Below are 16844 nucleotides of genomic sequence, written 5' to 3' on the forward strand. Positions count from 1 at the left end.
CACGGCGTACGATGACTTGCCGTACACGAGGGGTGGGGACGTGGACCGAGCAGATGTCGGCGCGCTGGTCCAGTCCGCCGTCGACGGCGACGCGGCGGCCTGGAAGGCGCTCGTGGAAGGGCTGAGCCCGCTGGTGTGGTCCGTGGTGCGCGCGCACCGGCTCAGCGACGCCGACGCGCACGAGGTGTACCAGACCGTGTGGTTCCGCTTCGCCCAGCACCTCGGCCGCATCCGTGAACCGCAGAAGGCGGGTGCGTGGCTGGCCAGCACCGCGCGGCACGAGTGCCTGAAGGTGCTGAAGAGCTTAAGGCGGCTGACGCCCACCGACGATCCGCAGCTGCTCGACCGGGTCAGCGAGGACCGTACGCCGGAGCAGTCCCTCCTCGACTCCGAGGAGGCGGCCGTGGAGAGCGAGCGCGTCCGGCATCTGTGGCAGGAGTTCGAGGAACTCGGCGAGCGGTGCAGGCAGTTGCTGCGCATCCTGATGGCGTCGCCGCCGCCGAGCTACCAGGAGGTGTCCGCCGCGCTGGGCATCGCGGTGGGCAGCATCGGACCGCTGCGCCAGCGCTGTCTGCGCCGGCTGCGGGCCCGACTCGAGGCACGGGGGGCGGTGTGAGGGACGAGATGGACGACGACGAGACGTTCGACGAGGCCTACGACGGTCAGGACGCCGACGCGGACCTGCTGGAGGAGGAGCTCCGCAGGGCCGCCGGCATCCTCGACCCGGTACCGGCCCAGCTGCGGCAGATCGCCGTGGAGGCCTATGCCTTACATGACCTCGACGCCCGGATCGCCGAGCTGACCTTCGACTCGGTCGTGGACGCCATCCCCGTCAGGGGAGCCACGGACGTGCCGCGGATGCTCACCTTCCGCGCGGGTGAGGTCACCGTGGACGTGGAGGTCACGGGGGAGGGCCTGATGGGGCAGGTGCTGCCGCCCCAGCAGGCGTCGGTCGAGGTGCTCAGCGGGCCGCAGACCGGGGCCCCGCTGACCACCGACGCCATGGGGCGCTTCACCTACGGCGGACCGCCCGCCGGCCCCTTCGCACTGCGGCTGCGGACCGGCGGCGAGGCGATCGTCACCGACTGGCTGACGGTCTGACTCATCCCCAGGTGACGGGCAGGGACTGCGGTCCGCGGATCATCGTCTTGCGGCGCCAGGCCACCTGGTCGGCCGGGACCGCGAGCCGCAGCCCGGGCAACCGGTCCAGGAGCGTGCCGACCATGAGCTCGATCTGGAGCCGCGCCAGCACCGCGCCCGTGCAGTAGTGCGGGCCGTTGCCGAAGGACAGGTGCGGGTTGGGGTCCCGGTCGAGGTCGATGCGGTCCGGGTCGGGGAAGACGTCCGGGTCACGGTTGGCGGCCAGATAGGAGACGTACACCGGGTCGCCCGCGCGGATCAGCTGCCCGCCCACCTCGACGTCCTCCAGGGCGATCCGGGCGAGCCCGACCGCCGTGCGGTGCGGGACGTAGCGCATGAGCTCGTCCAGGGCGGTCGCCCGCGCCTCGGGCTGGTGCCGCATGCGCTCCATCAGCTCGGGGCGCGTCAGCAGCAGGTACAGCGTCTGGCCGCAGTTGTGGGTGACCGCCTCGCCGCCGATCTGCAAGGGCGCGGCCAGCCCGACCGCCTCCGCCTCGCTGATCTCGCCCCGCCGCAGGGCCGCGCCGATCAGCGAGTACACGTCGTCGCCGGCACTGTCCGCGCGGGCCCGGACGGTGTCCGCGATCCAGCCAAACATGCCCTTCTTGGCCTCGGCGGACGCCTCGGCCCCGCCCTTGATGGAGACGATCTGCGCCGCCCAGGCGTGCATCTGGGGCCGGTCGGCGGCGGGCACCCCCATGACCTCGCAGATCAGGGTCACCGGGAAGGGTTCGAGGACCCGCTCGACGAGATCGGCGGGCGGACCGTCCCGTACGATCCCCGCCACCAGCGGGTCGAGGAGCTCCTGCGCGCGAGGCCGCAGCCGCTTCATCGCGCTGACCGTGAACGCTCCGGCCACGGCCTTGCGCAGCCGGTTGTGGTCGGGCTGGTCGGCCCAGGCGGGGGAGCCCGGCTGCGGGCTGAAGTGCGGGGCGAGCCGGGTGACTTGGCGGTCCATGCCGGCGGTGCGGCTGAACCGCGGATCGTTGGTGATCTGCCGGACGTCCTCGTAGCGGGTGGCGAGCCACGCCCACCCCACTCCGAACGGCAGCCGGATCCGGGTCAGCGGCCCCTCCCGCATCAGCTCCGCCAGCACCGGGTCGAACTCCGTCCCGGCCAGGTCGAGTGCGGGCCACTCCCGTACGGGAGGGCCGGTCAGCGTGGTGGTCTCCTCGGTCATGCCCTCCACCCTCACCGCGCTACGGCCGGGTGTCGCGCGGGAGTGCTCCAGCCGGAGGTCAGCCGGACACGGCGTCGACGAGCGCCGCGAGCGCCGAGGCGAGCCGCTCAAGGCCGGGACCGGCGGGCCCGCCCGGCTCGGTCATGTACGTGTCCCGCCGGATCTCCACCATCAGCGCGGAGACCCGCGGATCACGTCCGTAGAACGCGAGGGGCACGTACGTCCCGCTGAACGGACTGTCCACCCCCGTCTCCCCGAAGGCCTTCCGCGCCGCGGCGAGCAGCTCCGGCGGCGTGTGGAAGGCGTCCGTGCCGAGGCAGACGGGCGGTCGCGGACCGTCGCCATGCAGCTCGTAGGGCAGGGCCGCGCTGGGATAGGAGTGCACGTCGACGATCACGGCCCGTCCGGCCGCGGCCAGCCGCTCGGCGACGGCCTCGGTCATGGCCCGCGCGTACGGCCGGAAGTACCGCGCGAGCAGCGGCTCGGGGTCGGTGTCCGCGGGCCGCAGCACCTTCCGGTCGGTGGTTCGCGTGTACACGGCGCCCATCCCGACGGCGAGCATCTCCTCCCGCTCGTCCGGGAACCGCTCGGGATCGACGACCAGCCGCGACAGCCGGTTCACGAACCGCCACGGCGTCACCGCCGACAGCCCGGCCGCCCGCTCGGCCAGCTCCGCGGTGTGCGCGTCGACGATGTGGTCCAGCTCCCGCTCCAGCGCGGCGTCGTCCAGCACGATGCCCGCGCGCACGTCGGCCGGTATCCCCCGCGCGGAATGCGGCACATGCAGGATCACGGGGGAGCGGGCCGCGCCGGTCCGGAGCACGAAGGGCGATGCGGCGAAGGACATGCGGCTGCTCCAGGGGCGTCGCGGACGGTGTGGAGCACGATCACACCATGCTCGGCGAGGAGGCGTTGACGCACTGGACCTGGACGTCCAGGAGGGAGTGCCGGCATTCGTGGGTGGGGACGGTGTCGACGAGTACCTGGTAGGTGACCGTTGTCCCGGAACCGAGGCGCCCGGGGCCTATGCGCAGCTCGGCGTCGCGCACCCGGGCCGGTGGCGCCTGGGCGTCGCTGGGCTCGGACGCGGTCGTCGTCAGCTTCGCGTACGGCACGGCGAGCCGGATGCGGAACGGCTCGCCGCGGTCGAAGGCGCTGCTGGCTATGTCCCGCCGCCCGGGGTTGGTGAGCACCACCGTGACCATGTGCGGGTCGGCCAGCGGGGTGCCGTTGTGGCTGATGACCAGGCTCCCGTCGTGGACGCCCGGGACCAGCGGGGCGCAGGTGACCGTGTAGGTGAGCCGGTGCCGGGGGTGTGCCACGTGCAGGACGGCCCAGATCCCGAACCAGCCGACGACGACGGTGGCGACGACCCCGGCCGCGGCCACCACGGTGTCCGCCGCGTAGAACGAGTCGGACGCGGTGGTCTGAGCGGACAAGACGTCGTACACGGGCAGCCCCCCTGGCCGGTCGGTCGGTCAGCTTCGGTGCGGGCGGTCGTCGCCGGCCGCTCGGAGAAACGCGCGCCACCCCTGTGGCGTGAAGGCCAGCACCGGCAGGCCGGTGTCCTTGGAGTCCCGGACCGCGACCGCCCCCTCGATGAGGGCGACCTCGACGCATGCTCCGTTGCCCGCGCTGTAGCTGCTCTTGTGCCATATGGCGTGCGGGTTCATGAGTCCTGCATCTCCCTTGTGATCTGTTCCAGGAGGACGGCCGCTTCCTGCGGGTCCGGAGCCGCGGCCCGGAGCAGGTCGAAGGTCTGGATGAAGGAGCGGACGTCGCGTTCCTTCTCCAGATAGACGTTGCCTGCCATGGAGTTGACGTAGACGACCGTGGGGGTGTGCGGTTCGAATTCCAGGAGGGAGAAGGCGCCGGACAGGGCCGCGTGGGCGCCCTTGGACGTCGGCATGATCTGGAGGGTGACGTTGGGCAGGGCGGTGACCTCCGCGAGGTGGCGCAGCTGGGCGGTCATGACCTCCTTGCCGCCGACGGGCCGGCGCAGCGCGCTCTCCTCCATCACCACCCACAGCTCCAGCGGGTCGGGCTGCCGGGTGAGCAGCGCCTGACGCTCCTTGCGGAAGCGCACCAACTGGTCCGTCTCGTCGGGCCGGTTGGGCTGGAACGCGGCGATCACCGCATGCGCGTAGTCCTCGGTCTGGAGCAGGCCGTGCACCACCATCGACTCGTAGGACCTCAGGACCTGGGCGTCGGCCTCCAGGCCCGCGTAGGTGGCCATGCCCGAGGGCAGCACGTCGCCGTAGTGGGCCCACCAGCCCTGCTGCTGCGCGTCCTTGTGGATCTGCATCACGGTCTCGATGCGCTGCGGGTCGGCGATCCCGTACCACTCCAGCAGGTCGCGCACGTCCCGGGCCTTGATCGGCGCCTGGCCCGTCTCCACCCGGCTGATCTTCGACATCGAGCACTCCAGGTGGGTGGCGGCATCCTCGATCCGCCTGCCCGCCTGTTCTCGCAAGCGCCGCAGCTCCGCGCCGAGTTGACGCCGTCGTACCGTGGGCCCCCCTGCCGTGGCCATCGCCTCACCCCTCGCAATCGGCGCCGCGGAGTATTGCTCGACGCAATTGTGCCTCGCACTGAACGTACTTGTACCCGCGAGGAGTTGAGTCGAGACATGTGGCGCACGCAATTGCGTACCGGAAGTCTCTTGGCCGTACGGGCGGGCCTCCACGGACAGACGTCCGCCCCGGCCGGGCAGCTGCCGACCGGGGCGGACGTCGTTCAGCGGGGGTGCGTCAGCTCAGGGACGCCAGCGCCTCGTTCCACGTGGTGGACGGGCGCATGACCGCCGCGGCCTTCGCCGGGTCGGGCTGGTAGTAGCCGCCGATGTCGGCCGGCCGGCCCTGGACGGCGTTCAGCTCGTCGACGATCTTCTGCTCGTTGGCGGCGAGCGTCTCGGCGAGCGGCGCGAAGGCCTTCGCCAGGTCGGCGTCGTCGGTCTGGGCCGCCAGCTCCTGCGCCCAGTACAGGGACAGGAAGAAGTGGCTGCCGCGGTTGTCGATGCCGCCGACGCGACGGGTCGGGGACTTGTCCTCGTTGAGGAAGGTCGCCGTGGCGCGGTCCAGGGTGTCGGCGAGGACCTTGGCCTTGGGGTTGTTCGTGGCCGTCGCGTACTGCTCCAGGGACGGGACCAGCGCGAAGAACTCGCCGAGGGAGTCCCAGCGCAGGTAGTTCTCCTTGACCAGCTGCTGGACGTGCTTCGGCGCGGAGCCGCCGGCGCCGGTCTCGAACAGGCCGCCGCCCGCCATCAGCGGGACGACCGACAGCATCTTGGCGCTGGTGCCCAGCTCCAGGATCGGGAAGAGGTCGGTCAGGTAGTCGCGGAGCACGTTGCCGGTGACGGAGATGGTGTTCTCGCCGCGGCGGATGCGCTCGACGGAGAGCTTGGTGGCCTCGACCGGGGCGAGGATGCGGATGTCCAGGCCCTCGGTGTCGTGCTCCGGCAGGTACGCGTTGACCTTGGCGATCAGGTTGGCGTCGTGCGCGCGGGTCTCGTCCAGCCAGAACACGGCCGGGTCGCCGGTGGCGCGGGCGCGGGTGACGGCCAGCTTCACCCAGTCCTTGATCGGCGCGTCCTTGGTCTGGCAGGCGCGGAAGATGTCGCCCTCGGCGACCGGCTGCTCGATGAGCACGTTGCCGGCCTGGTCGACCAGACGGACCGTACCGGCCGCCTTGATCTCGAAGGTCTTGTCGTGCGAGCCGTACTCCTCGGCCTTCTGCGCCATGAGGCCGACGTTCGGGACGGAGCCCATGGTCGACGGGTCGTAGGCGCCGTGCGCGCGGCAGTCCTCGATCACGGCCTGGTAGACACCGGCGTACGAGGAGTCCGGGAGCACCGCGAGGGTGTCGGCCTCCTGGCCGTCCGGGCCCCACATGTGGCCGGAGGTGCGGATCATGGCCGGCATCGAGGCGTCGACGATGACGTCGGACGGCACGTGCAGGTTGGTGATGCCCTTGTCGGAGTCGACCATCGCCAGGGCCGGGCCCTCGGCGAGCTCGGCGTCGAAGGAGGCCTTGATCTCCTCGCCGAAGTGCGGGAGCGTCTCCAGGCCCTTGTAGATGCCGCCCAGACCGTCGTTCGGGGACAGACCGGCGCCGGCGAGGACCTCGCCGTACTTCGCGAACGTCTTCGGGAAGAACGCGCGCACCACGTGACCGAAGATGATCGGGTCGGAGACCTTCATCATCGTGGCCTTCAGGTGCACGGAGAACAGCACGCCCTGGGCCTTGGCCTCGGCGATCTGCGCGGTGAGGAACTCGCGCAGCGCGGCCACGTGCAGCACGGACGCGTCGACGACCTCGCCCTCCAGGACCGGTACGGACTCGCGCAGCACCGTGGTGGCGCCGTCCTCGGCGACCAGCTCGATCCGCAGCGAGCCGGCCTCGGAGATCACGACGGACTTCTCGGTGGAGCGGAAGTCGTTCTGCCCCATGGTCGCGACGTTGGTCTTGGAGTCCGAGGACCAGGCGCCCATGCGGTGCGGGTGCGTCTTGGCGTAGTTCTTGACCGAGGCGGGGGCGCGGCGGTCGGAGTTGCCCTCACGCAGGACCGGGTTCACGGCGGAACCCTTGATCTTGTCGTAGCGGGCCTGGATGTCCCGCTCCTCGTCGGTCTTCGGGTCGTCCGGGTAGGCCGGCAGCGCGTAGCCCTGCGCCTGCAACTCGGCGATCGCGGCCTTCAGCTGCGGGATCGAGGCCGAGATGTTCGGCAGCTTGATGATGTTGGCCTCGGGCGTCTTCGCCAGCTCGCCCAGCTCGTGCAGGGCGTCCGGGATGCGCTGGTCCTCGGTCAGGTACTCCGGGAACACCGCGATGATGCGGCCGGCCAGCGAGATGTCCCGCGTCTCCACGGCGACACCCGCCTGCGAGGCGTACGCCTGGACCACCGGCAGGAAGGAATACGTCGCCAGGGCCGGGGCCTCGTCAGTGTGCGTATAGATGATGGTCGAGTCAGTCACCGGGTGCTCCGCTCCACGTCTGCAACATTGCTCGACATCAAGATATCTCGTGACCGAGCCCGGCTCGACAGGGGTCCTCGCACGCGCTGTCGGATTTCGTGTGCCTTCTCATGCAACCCGAACGCCCGATCTTGAGTGATGGAGGGTGATCACACCCATTCGGCGGCCGGACCGACCACCCGGCCGCCCGAGCGAAAGCGGACCATGAGATATCGCACCAGAGTGACGGCACCCGCCGCCCTGATCGGTACCGCCGCGGCCCTGACCATCGGGGGAGCCCCGGCGCAGGCCGCCGCCAGGAGCGGCGTCGCGGGCCCGGAGACCCTGGGGGACCCCGTCTACCCGGCCCTCGGCAACGACGGCTACCGCGTGTCGTCCTACCACCTGGACCTCGCCTACGACGCCACGACCAGGCTCGTCGACGCCACCGTCACCCTGCGGATCACCACCACCGAGGCCCTGACCCGCTTCTCCCTGGACGCGCTCGGCCTGGACATACGCACGGTGACCGTGGGCGGACGGGCCGCCGCCTTCGAGCAGGCGGAGGAGAAGCTGCGGATCACCCCGGCCCGCTGTCTGCCCGCCCGCTGCCGGGCCACGGTCACCGTGACGTACTCCGCGGACCCGCGCCGCACCCTCGCGCACACCGCCTGGGTGCCCACCCCGGACGGCTTCGCGGTCTGCCCCCAGCCGAACTCGGCGCACACCGTCTTCCCGTGCAACGACCACCCGGTGGACAAGGCGGACTTCACCTTCCGTCTCACCGTCCCGGCAGGCCTGAAGGGCGTCGCGAACGGCTCCCTGACGGGTACCGAGGACCTCGGCGACGGGCGCACCGCGTACAGCTACCGCTCCCGGGAGCCGATAGCCACCGAGCTGGTCCAGGTCACGGTCGGCGACTACGTGGTCAAGGACCGGCAGGGCCCGAACGGCCTGCCGCTGCGGGACGTCGTCCCCGTCGCCCGCGCCGAGGCCCTGGAGCCCGCGCTCGCCCTCACCCCGAACCTGGTGAGCTGGATCGAGCAGCGGCTCGGCGCCTACCCCTTCGAGACGTACGGCCTGCTGCCGTGCAACAACGACTCCTCGACGGCCTTCGACTTCACGGGCCTGGAGACCCAGACCCTGACCCTCTACAAGCCGAACTACCTGCTCCAGGCCGAGCCGAAGATCGGCTCGCACATGATGCACGAGCTGGTCCACTCCTACTTCGGCAACAGTGTCAGCCCCGCCACCTGGGCCGACCTGTGGATCAACGAGGGCCACGCCGACTTCTACGGGCTGCTCTACCGCTACGAGCGCGGCTGGGCCGACTCGATCGGCCTGACCACCATGGAAGCCCGGATGAAGGACACCTACGCCAAGGGCGACCTGTGGCGTCAGTCCTCCGGCCCGGTCGCGGCCCCCAACGAGGCCAACCTCTTCGACAACCAGCGCTACCTCGGCGGCGTCCTCGTCCTGTACGCGCTGCGCCAGCAGGTCGGCGAGACGGTGTTCGCCTCGATCGAGCGCACCTTCCTCGACCGCTTCCGCAACTCCTCGGCGTCGACCGCCGACTACATCGCCGTCGCCTCCGAGATCTCCGGCCAGGACCAGTCCGGCTTCCTGCGGGAGTGGCTCTACGGCACGAAGACCCCGCGCATGCCCGGCCACCCTGACTGGACGGTCACGCCGGTGACCTCGTCCCTGCGCCGCCCGCAGAGCCGGCCGAGCGGCCACCACGACAACTCGGCCACGCTCTGAGACGTCGCGTCAGTCGAGGCGGGCGGCGGTGACCTCGCCCGCCTCTTCGGCGACCCGCTGCTGCGGGATCGTCACCGACCCCTGCTGGAGGGCCACCGTCCGTGCGGGCGCCGGGATGCGGATGCCCTCCTGGCGGTAGCGCTTGTGGAGTTGCTTGATGAACTCGTGCTTGATGCGGAACTGGTCGCTGAACTCGCCGACGCCGAGGATCACGGTGAAGCCGATACGGGAGTCGCCGAAGGTGTGGAAGCGGACCAGCGGTTCGTGTTCCGGGACGGCGCCCTCGACCTGCGTCATCACCTCGGTGACGACCTCGCAGGTGACCCGCTCGACCTGCTCCAGGTCACTGTCGTAGGCGACACCGACCTGGACGAGGATCGTCAACTGCTGCTCGGGACGCATGAAGTTGGTCATGTTCGACTTGGCGAGCTCGCCGTTGGGGATGACGACCAGGTTGTTGGAGAGGGCGCGCACGGTCGTCTGACGCCAGTTGATGTCCTCGACATAGCCCTCCTCGCCGCTGCTCAGCCGGATGTAGTCGCCGGGCTGGACGGTCTTGGAGGCGAGGATGTGGATGCCCGCGAAGAGGTTGGCGAGGGTGTCCTGGAGGGCGAGGGCGACCGCCAGACCGCCGACGCCGAGGGCGGTGAGCATCGGCGCTATCGAGATGCCCAGCGTCTGGAGCACCACCAGGAAGCCGATGGCCAGGACCAGCACCCGGGTGATGTTCACGAAGATCGTGGCCGAGCCGGCGACCCCGGAGCGGGACTGCGTGACCGTCCGCACCAGACCGGCCACCAGCCGGGCCGCCGCGACCGTGACCACGAAGATCATCACTACGGTCAGCACGTTGTTGGTGTTGCGCTGGAACCCGGACCGCAGCGGCAGCGCGGCCGCCGCGATGGCGATCCCGCCGACGATCGCACCCCAGGGCACCACCGTCCGCAGCGCGGCCACGATGACGTCGTCACCGGTCCACTTGGTGCGGTCGGCGTGCTTGCCGAGCCACTTGAGCACCATGCGCAGCAGGAACGCCGCCACCAAGCCCGCGACCACGGGGATTCCGGCGACGACCAGGTCGTCCATGGTGAGATCCCGTTGAAATGCCGTCACGTTGCCACCTGTTCGAGTTGCTGGATGTGCGCTCGCGCCGACCGCGCGGGTTCCGTGGTCGACGCGACCGCTCATCCTGCCGTATCGGGCACAGGAGTTCGTAGCCGGTGCGGGGCCGGACGGCGGGGTTTCAGACGATGCCCTCGGCCAGTTCGGCCTGTTCCTGGTCGGAGTAGGCGGCGGTGGTGGGAGTTCCGTACGAACGACGGGCGGCGTACCACCACACCGTGGCCAGGATCAGTACGACGGCCAGGGCGACGGACGCGTAGTTCATCGTGTCGACCGTCACCGGCGAGGACTGCGGCAGGCAGAACAGGACCGTCACGAACGCCACCCACGTCACCGCCGTCCAGCCGATCGGCCTGCTCCACCTGCCGAGGCTCCACGGACCCGGCTGAAAACGGTCCCCGGCGCGCAGCCGCAGCAGCACGGGAATGGCGTACGCCGGGGTGATGCCGATGACGTTGATGGCGGTCACCGCGCCGTACGCCGTCGCCGAGTACAGGGAGGGCAGCGCGAGCAGACCCGCGACCACCACCGACAGCCACACCGCCGCGACCGGTGTCTGGGTGCGGGCGCTGACCTTGCGCCACAGCCCGGAGCCCGGCAGCGCCCCGTCCCGGCTGAACGCGAACACCATGCGGCTGGCGGCGGCCACCTCGGCGTTGCCGCAGAACAGCTGGGCGACGATGACCACGACGAGCAGCGCGCTCGCCCCGTCCGTGCCGAGGCCGTCGAGGAGGATCTGCGCGGGCGGCACCCCGGTGTCGGTGGCCCGCGTGGCGTCGTAGTCCTGGATGGCGAAGGTCAGCCCCATGAGCAGGACGAAGCCGGCGATCCAGGAGACCCAGATGGAGCGCACGATGCCGCGCGCGGCCGACACCGACGCGTTGGAGGTCTCCTCGGACAGATGGGCCGAGGCGTCGTAGCCGGAGAAGGTGTACTGGGCGAGCAGGAGGCCGATCGCCGCCACGTACAAGGGACTTGACCAGCCGGTGTCGTTGACGAACTCGGTGAAGACGAAGGACGGCGACTGGTGGTGGTCGGGCACGATCGCCAACGCGCCGACGATCAGGGCGACACCGGCCAGGTGCCACCAGACGCTGACGGAGTTGAGCAGGCTGACCAGCCGGACACCGAACAGGTTCAGCACGGCGTGCAGCAGCAGGATCACCACGAAGATCAGCATCGTCTTCTCCGGTGTCGGCTCGAAGCCCCACTGGAGGTTCATGAACGCCCCGGTGAACAGGGCCGCCCCGTAGTCGATGCCGGCGATCGCGCCCAGCAGGCCCAGCAGGTTGAGCCAGCCGGTGTACCAGCCCCAGCGGCGCCCGCCGAGCCGGTCGGCCATGTAGTACAGGGCGCCGGAGGTCGGATAGGCGCTGGTGACCTCGGCGAGCGCGAGGCCCACGCAGAGCACGAACAGGCCGACGCCCGCCCAGCCCCACAGCATCACCGCGGGGCCGCCCGCGCCGAGGCCGAAGCCGTACAGGGTCATGCAGCCGGACAGGATCGAGATCACCGAGAAGCTGATCGCGAAGTTGCCGAAGCCGCCCATGCGGCGGGCGAGGACGGGCCGGTAGCCGAGTTCCCGCAGGCGTTGTTCCTCGTCGTGCGGTGTCGACGGACCGTTGCTGGTACGGGACATGCGGAAACCTCCGGAAGAGGACGGGGTGGTGGGGGGTCACGCGGGGCGGCAGCGCGCCCGGGCCTGGAGGAACACCTCCAGGGCCTGCCCGCGGTCACCGGGTTCGGGGCTGCGGTACGCCCAGGGCAGGGGCGTCCAGTACGGGCCGAGCGCGTCGAACACCCGGGCCGCCTCCGGGAATTGGAGCGCGCCCCACAGGGCGTGCGCGAGATGGTTCAGGTCCAGCGGGGAGCGCTCGGCTTCGAAGGTCTGCTCGAACCAGGCGTACCGCGCCCGCTGTGCCTCCCGGGTGGCGTCCTCGGCGACCCAGTGCAGGTCGAGCGCGGCGTCGCGGCCGCCGGAGCGCCGGTAGCGTTCGACCCGGACGTACAGCGGCAGGACGTGCAGCGCCGAGCCCGGCGGCGCGGTGTCGGCGGCCCAGTGGGCGTAGCCGACCGCCTCCGCGAGCCGGCCCGAGGTGCCGTGCTCGTAGAGGAACTGGAGCATCCGGTGGTGGGCCTCGCGGTTGTACGGGTCCCGCTTATCGGCCTCCGCCAGCAGGCCCCACGGCCCCGGCGGCAGCATCGGCCCGGGCGGTGCCAGCCGGTGCTCCTCCCAGCGCCGCTCCCGGTCGAGCCGGGCCAGCGCCAGCAGGCACACCCACGGGACCGGGTCCTGGGGTGCCGCCTGGGTCGCCGTGTGGCTCGCCTGCCAGGCCTCCCGCCACAGGTCGAGGGTCCGGGCGTGCTGCTCGCGGTGGGCGCGCAACGCCCGCTCGACGGCGACCCTGGCCCGCATGACCGTGCCCGGGACGCTGTACGGCTCCTCCGCCAGCCAGGTCCGCACCACGTCGGTGCCCGCGGCGGCCGCGGCGAGGACCTGGGTGCGTTGCGTCCACTGCCACCAGGCCGTCGTCTCGCCGAGCAGCCGGCGCATCGACATCCAGCGTCCGGTGCGCACCTCCTGGAGGGTGGCCCGCAGGGCGGCGTCGTGGCCGGCGGGGTCGTAGCCGGGGCGTGCTCCTTCTCTGGCCATCAGCCGTCCGTCCCGGTCGGCGGACGGGGCGGGACGGCAGGGTGGAGTAACAACAGCCCTCCTCCGGGCGGCGGTCGAGGAGCTCGTGCCGGTCGGCGGCCACTATAGAGGCGGTGGTTCCGCATCTCCTCCGGTTTCCCGATCTCTTCGAACTCCGTTGATCTGAAAGGGAGTTGAGGGTCACGGTGGTTGAAGATTCACCGACGGCTGAGGTCGCTTGACGCGGTGCGGCGGGCGGCGGCAGGCTGGCGCCGTGGTGATCGCCGAGGGAGGGGCTCGATGACCGGTCCGGTGTTGGCCGTCGACCAGGGCACGTCCGGCACCAAGGCGCTCGTCGTCTGCCCCGAACGCGGAGTGATCGGGACCGGGTTCGCCGAGGTGCGCCCGCGGTACCTGTCCGGCGGTCTCGTCGAGGTGGACCCCGAGGAGCTGTACGCGTCCGTCGTCGAGGCGGGCCGGCGCGCCCTCGCCGAGGCCCGCGAACCCGTGGTGGCGCTCGGTCTGGCCAACCAGGGCGAGACCGTACTCGCCTGGGACCCCGCCACCGGCCGCCCGCTCACCACGGCCCTCGTCTGGCAGGACCGCCGCGCCGAGAGCGTCTGCGCGGAACTCGCCCCGCACGCCGACGAGTTGCGCGCACTGACCGGCCTGCCGCTCGACCCGTACTTCGCCGCCCCCAAGATGGCGTGGATCCGCCGTCACCTGACCCGCGAGGGCGTCGTCACCACCACCGACGCCTGGCTCGTCCACCGCCTCACCGGCGCCTACGTCACCGACGCGGCGACCGCGAGCCGCACCCAACTCCTCGACCTGGACCGCGCACAGTGGTCACCCCGCGCCCTCGACCTGTACGGACTCACCGGCGAACGACTGCCGAGGATCGTCGGCAACGCCCAACCGGTCGGCACGGCACAGGAGTTCGGTCAGGAGATCCCGGTCACCGGACTGGCCGTGGACCAGCAGGCGGCCCTCCTCGCCCAGCGCGTCACCGCGCCCGGCGCCGCCAAATGCACCTACGGCACCGGCGCGTTCCTGCTCGCCCACACCGGCGACACCCCCAGACGCGGCAGCTCGGGACTGGTCAGCTGCGTCGCCTGGAACCTCGCCGGCCGGACCAGCTACTGCCTCGACGGCCAGGTGTACACGGCCGCGTCCGCCGTGCGCTGGCTCAGCGACCTCGGCGTCATCAAGGGCGCCGCGGACCTCGACGCGGTGGGCGGCTCCGTGCCCGACAGCGGCGGGGTCACCTTCGTGCCCGCGCTGGCCGGCCTCGCCGCCCCCTGGTGGCGCGGTGACCTGCGCGGCTCGCTGACGGGGCTCGGCCTCGACACGACCGCGGGCCATCTGGTGCGGGCGCTGTGCGAGGGGATCGCCGCGCAGGTCGCCGAGCTCGTGGACGCCCTGGAGTCCCCGCTGGAGACCCTGCGCGTCGACGGCGGCCTGACCCGCTCCGCCCTGCTCATGCAGACCCAGGCCGACCTGCTGCAACGCCCCGTCGAGGTGTCCGCCCTGCCCGACGCCACCGCCCTCGGCGTCGCCGCCCTCGCCCGCCTCGGCGCGGAGCCCGGCCGCACGGCCGCCACGGCCCTGCCGGACTGGAAACCGGCCGCCGTCCACGAGCCGCGGATCACCGCCGACGAGGCCGCCGACCGCCGCGCCCGCTTCCGCGCCGAGGTCACCGCCCTCCTCGACCGGACCCCCGCATGACGGTCACCACCCACGGACCCCTGCCCGGCACGCCGTACGACGTGATCGTCATCGGTGCCGGAGTCGTCGGCAGCGCCCTCGCCCGTGAACTGGCCCGCCATCCCCGGCTGCGCACAGCCGTCGTCGAGGCGCAGGACGACGTCGGCCAGGCCAGCTCCAAGGCCAACACCGCCATCCTCCACACCGGCTTCGACGCCGTCCCCGGCTCCCTGGAGGCCCGGCTGGTCCGCGAGGGCTCCCGCCGACTCGCCGAGTACGCCGCCGAGTCGGGCATCCCCGTCGAACCGGTCGGCGCCCTGCTCGTCGCCTGGGACGAGGCACAACGCGCCGAACTGCCCCGCCTCGCCGAGAAGGCCGCACGCAACGACTGCACAGAGACCCGCCTGCTGGGACCGGCCGAACTGTACGACCGCGAGTCGCACCTCGGCCCCGGCGCGCTCGGCGCCCTCCACGTCCCCGGCGAGAGCATCATCTGCGCCTGGACGACGACCCTGGCGTACGCCACCCAGGCCGTCCGGCACGGCGTGGACCTGCACCTCAACTGCCGTGTGGAGAAGGTGAGTCAGGGGCTGCTGTCGACCGAACGGGGAGACCTGCGCACCCGTTGGGTCATCAACGCGGCCGGCCTGCACGCCGACACCCTCGACCGCGACCTCGGCCACCACGACTTCACCGTCACCCCGCGCCGCGGCCAGCTCGTCGTCTTCGACAAGTTCGCCCGCGCCCTCGTCCGGCACATCCTGCTGCCCGTCCCGACCGCACTCGGCAAGGGCGTCCTGGTCGCGCCCACCGTGTACGGCAACGTCCTGCTCGGCCCCACCGCCGAGGACCTCGACGACAAACGGGCCACCCAGTCGACCGCCGACGGCCTGACACGCCTGCGCGAACAGGGCCGCCGCATCCTGCCCGAGCTGCTCGACGAGGAGGTCACCGCCGTCTACGCCGGCCTGCGGGCCGCCACCGAGCACGACGACTACCGCATCACGGCCCACCCCGAGCAGGCGTACCTCACGGTGGGCGGCATCCGCTCGACCGGGCTGACGGCGTCGCTCGCCATCGCCGAGTACGTGGTCGGCCAACTGCGAGCGAACGGACTGGAGTTGGGGCCGTCACGCGCGTTGGAGCCGGTGCGCGTGCCCAACCTGGGCGAGGCGTTCCCGCGCCCGTACCAACGTCCCGACCTCATCGCCGCCGACCCGGAGTACGGCACCCTCGTCTGCCACTGCGAACGCGTGTCGAGGGGCGAGATCCGTGACGCCCTCGCCAGTACCGTCCCGCCGGGCAGCCTCGACGGACTCCGGCGCCGGACCAGGGCGCGGGGTGGGCGTTGTCAGGGGTTCTACTGCGGGGCCGCGGTGCGACAGCTGTTCGAGGAGGCCCGCGGGTGACGCGGCGGGTCGACGTCCTCGTCGTCGGCGCGGGCCCCGCCGGGCTCACCGCCGCCGCCCGACTCGCCGCCTCCGGCGCCGGACGGGTCGAGGTACTGGAGCGGGAGCAGCGGGCCGGGGGAGTGCCACGGCACTGCGCGCACGGCGGCTTCGGCTCCTGGCGGCGTCCCCTGACCGGTCGGGCGTACGCCCGACGGCTCGTCGAGACCGCACTGAGCGCCGGGGCGGTCGTACGGACCGGCGTGAGCGCCCTCGACTGGGCGGGCCCCCTCGCGCTGCGCACCGTCGGCCCGGGCGGCGCGGAGGCGATCGAGGCCCGCGCGATCATTCTCGCCACCGGCGCCCGCGAACGCCCCCGCGCCGCCCGCCTGGTACCGGGGACCCGCCCCGCCGGCGTCTACACCACCGGTGAACTCCAGCAGGCGGTGCATCTGTTCGGGCAGCGGATCGGCACCCGTGCGGTGATCGTGGGCGCGGAGCCGGTGTCGTACCGGGCCGCCGACACCGTACGCGCGGCGGGAGCGGAGGTCGTCGCCCTGGTCACCGAGGCCGAGCGTGCCCAGGCGTCCCTCGTCCGTGCCCAGGACGCCCGCCTCCGTCGCCGGGTCCCGCTCCTCACCGGGACCGTCGTCGCCGAACTCCTCGGCCACGGACGCCTGTCGGGCGTCCGCGTCCGGCGCCGGGACGGCCGTACGGCCGAACTCGCCTGTGACACCGTCGTGTTCACCGGTGACTTCGTGCCCGAGAACGAGTTGGTGCGGCGGGGCGGGCTGACCGTCGACGCCGGGACGACGTCACGGCCCGGGGTGTTCGCCGCCGGAGGCCTGACGCACCCGGGGGAGCGGGCGGCCAGGGCCGCCCGCTCGGGTGCCCGGGCCGCCGCCGCGGTCATGCGTCCTTCGGGTGTCCAGGTCGGCGCCGAGGTCATGCGTCCTTCGGGT

14 protein-coding genes and 1 pseudogene are annotated in these 16844 nt (G+C 71.9%); 6 read left to right on the forward strand and 9 right to left on the reverse strand.

From position 1 onward, the window contains the following. Positions 1 to 40 precede the first annotated feature (40 nt). Together EJC51_RS40190 and EJC51_RS40195 are read left to right on the forward strand one after the other, a co-directional pair. On the forward strand, positions 41 to 616 hold the full coding sequence (locus EJC51_RS40190; protein WP_126275586.1) for an RNA polymerase sigma factor: 576 nt from the start codon (positions 41 to 43) through the stop codon (positions 614 to 616). 8 nt (positions 617 to 624) lie between these two features. Next, complete coding sequence (locus EJC51_RS40195; protein WP_126277315.1) at positions 625 to 1101, forward strand: hypothetical protein; 477 nt, start codon at positions 625 to 627, stop codon at positions 1099 to 1101. 1 nt (position 1102) lies between these two features. On the opposite strand, the gene EJC51_RS40200 is transcribed toward EJC51_RS40195, so the two are convergent. From EJC51_RS40200 to EJC51_RS40225, 6 genes are all read right to left on the reverse strand, one after another. After that, complete coding sequence (locus EJC51_RS40200) at positions 1103 to 2320, reverse strand: cytochrome P450 (RefSeq protein WP_126275587.1); 1218 nt, start codon at positions 2318 to 2320, stop codon at positions 1103 to 1105. Between the two features lie 58 nt (positions 2321 to 2378). Continuing rightward, positions 2379 to 3167 (reverse strand): N-formylglutamate amidohydrolase, encoded by a 789-nt coding sequence (locus tag EJC51_RS40205; protein ID WP_126275588.1) that lies wholly within the window; start codon positions 3165 to 3167, stop codon positions 2379 to 2381. Between the two features lie 40 nt (positions 3168 to 3207). Then, positions 3208 to 3771, reverse strand: a complete 564-nt coding sequence (locus EJC51_RS40210) for a hypothetical protein (protein WP_126275589.1) — start codon at positions 3769 to 3771, stop codon at positions 3208 to 3210. Positions 3772 to 3798: 27 nt separating this feature from the next. Further along, complete coding sequence (locus tag EJC51_RS40215) at positions 3799 to 3993, reverse strand: DUF397 domain-containing protein (RefSeq protein WP_126275590.1); 195 nt, start codon at positions 3991 to 3993, stop codon at positions 3799 to 3801. After that, entirely contained in the window at positions 3990 to 4853 is an 864-nt protein-coding gene (locus EJC51_RS40220; protein WP_126275591.1) for a helix-turn-helix domain-containing protein, read from the reverse strand. Before EJC51_RS40220 ends, EJC51_RS40215 begins: the two co-directional genes overlap by 4 nt. A 217-nt stretch (positions 4854 to 5070) precedes the next feature. Then, a complete protein-coding gene (locus EJC51_RS40225; RefSeq protein ID WP_126275592.1) occupies positions 5071 to 7293 on the reverse strand; it encodes an NADP-dependent isocitrate dehydrogenase in 2223 nt (740 codons plus the stop codon). Positions 7294 to 7497: 204 nt separating this feature from the next. Between EJC51_RS40225 and EJC51_RS40230 the strand changes: the two genes are divergently transcribed. Then, positions 7498 to 9033 carry a M1 family metallopeptidase gene (locus tag EJC51_RS40230; protein ID WP_126275593.1) on the forward strand — a complete coding sequence of 512 codons (1536 nt, stop codon included), beginning with the start codon at positions 7498 to 7500 and terminating at the stop codon, positions 9031 to 9033. Between the two features lie 9 nt (positions 9034 to 9042). On the opposite strand, the gene EJC51_RS40235 is transcribed toward EJC51_RS40230, so the two are convergent. The 3 genes from EJC51_RS40235 to EJC51_RS40245 form a co-directional block, all read right to left on the reverse strand. Next, complete coding sequence (locus EJC51_RS40235) at positions 9043 to 10119, reverse strand: mechanosensitive ion channel family protein (protein ID WP_126277316.1); 1077 nt, start codon at positions 10117 to 10119, stop codon at positions 9043 to 9045. Between the two features lie 157 nt (positions 10120 to 10276). Further along, the gene (locus EJC51_RS40240; protein WP_126275594.1) at positions 10277 to 11794 is read right to left on the reverse strand and encodes an amino acid permease; all 1518 of its coding nucleotides are present in this window, start codon (positions 11792 to 11794) and stop codon (positions 10277 to 10279) included. A 36-nt stretch (positions 11795 to 11830) separates the two neighbouring features. Then, entirely contained in the window at positions 11831 to 12808 is a 978-nt protein-coding gene (locus tag EJC51_RS40245; protein WP_126275595.1) for a hypothetical protein, read from the reverse strand. Positions 12809 to 13087: 279 nt separating this feature from the next. Here EJC51_RS40245 and EJC51_RS40250 point away from each other — a divergent pair, with 279 nt between their 5' ends. The 3 genes and pseudogenes from EJC51_RS40250 to EJC51_RS40260 all read left to right on the forward strand — a co-directional run. Continuing rightward, positions 13088 to 14515, forward strand: coding sequence for an FGGY family carbohydrate kinase (locus tag EJC51_RS40250; protein ID WP_126275596.1), 1428 nt, complete (start codon positions 13088 to 13090; stop codon positions 14513 to 14515). Further along, positions 14512 to 15903, forward strand: a complete 1392-nt coding sequence (locus EJC51_RS40255; protein WP_126275597.1) for an FAD-dependent oxidoreductase — start codon at positions 14512 to 14514, stop codon at positions 15901 to 15903. Before EJC51_RS40250 ends, EJC51_RS40255 begins: the two co-directional genes overlap by 4 nt. Beyond that, a pseudogene (locus EJC51_RS40260) lies at positions 15900 to 16796 on the forward strand (NAD(P)/FAD-dependent oxidoreductase); the annotation flags it as partial. The gene EJC51_RS40255 and the pseudogene EJC51_RS40260, both read left to right, overlap by 4 nt. Positions 16797 to 16844: the final 48 nt, after the last annotated feature.

The sequence above is a fragment of the Streptomyces aquilus genome, from assembly GCF_003955715.1.
GTDB classification, from domain to species: domain Bacteria; phylum Actinomycetota; class Actinomycetes; order Streptomycetales; family Streptomycetaceae; genus Streptomyces; species Streptomyces aquilus.

Bases quoted from the DNA above. Each gene is read 5' to 3' on its own strand.
- EJC51_RS40205 (WP_126275588.1), bottom strand. From the start codon at position 3,167: ATGTCCTTCGCCGCATCGCCCTTCGTGCTCCGGACCGGCGCGGCCCGC.
- EJC51_RS40195 (WP_126277315.1), top strand. From the start codon at position 625: ATGGACGACGACGAGACGTTCGACGAGGCCTACGACGGTCAGGACGCC.
- EJC51_RS40215 (WP_126275590.1), bottom strand. From the start codon at position 3,993: ATGAACCCGCACGCCATATGGCACAAGAGCAGCTACAGCGCGGGCAAC.
- EJC51_RS40245 (WP_126275595.1), bottom strand. From the start codon at position 12,808: ATGGCCAGAGAAGGAGCACGCCCCGGCTACGACCCCGCCGGCCACGAC.
- EJC51_RS40250 (WP_126275596.1), top strand. From the start codon at position 13,088: ATGACCGGTCCGGTGTTGGCCGTCGACCAGGGCACGTCCGGCACCAAG.
- EJC51_RS40230 (WP_126275593.1), top strand. From the start codon at position 7,498: ATGAGATATCGCACCAGAGTGACGGCACCCGCCGCCCTGATCGGTACC.
- EJC51_RS40235 (WP_126277316.1), bottom strand. From the start codon at position 10,119: ATGGACGACCTGGTCGTCGCCGGAATCCCCGTGGTCGCGGGCTTGGTG.
- EJC51_RS40255 (WP_126275597.1), top strand. From the start codon at position 14,512: ATGACGGTCACCACCCACGGACCCCTGCCCGGCACGCCGTACGACGTG.
- EJC51_RS40220 (WP_126275591.1), bottom strand. From the start codon at position 4,853: ATGGCCACGGCAGGGGGGCCCACGGTACGACGGCGTCAACTCGGCGCG.
- EJC51_RS40240 (WP_126275594.1), bottom strand. From the start codon at position 11,794: ATGTCCCGTACCAGCAACGGTCCGTCGACACCGCACGACGAGGAACAA.
- EJC51_RS40200 (WP_126275587.1), bottom strand. From the start codon at position 2,320: ATGACCGAGGAGACCACCACGCTGACCGGCCCTCCCGTACGGGAGTGG.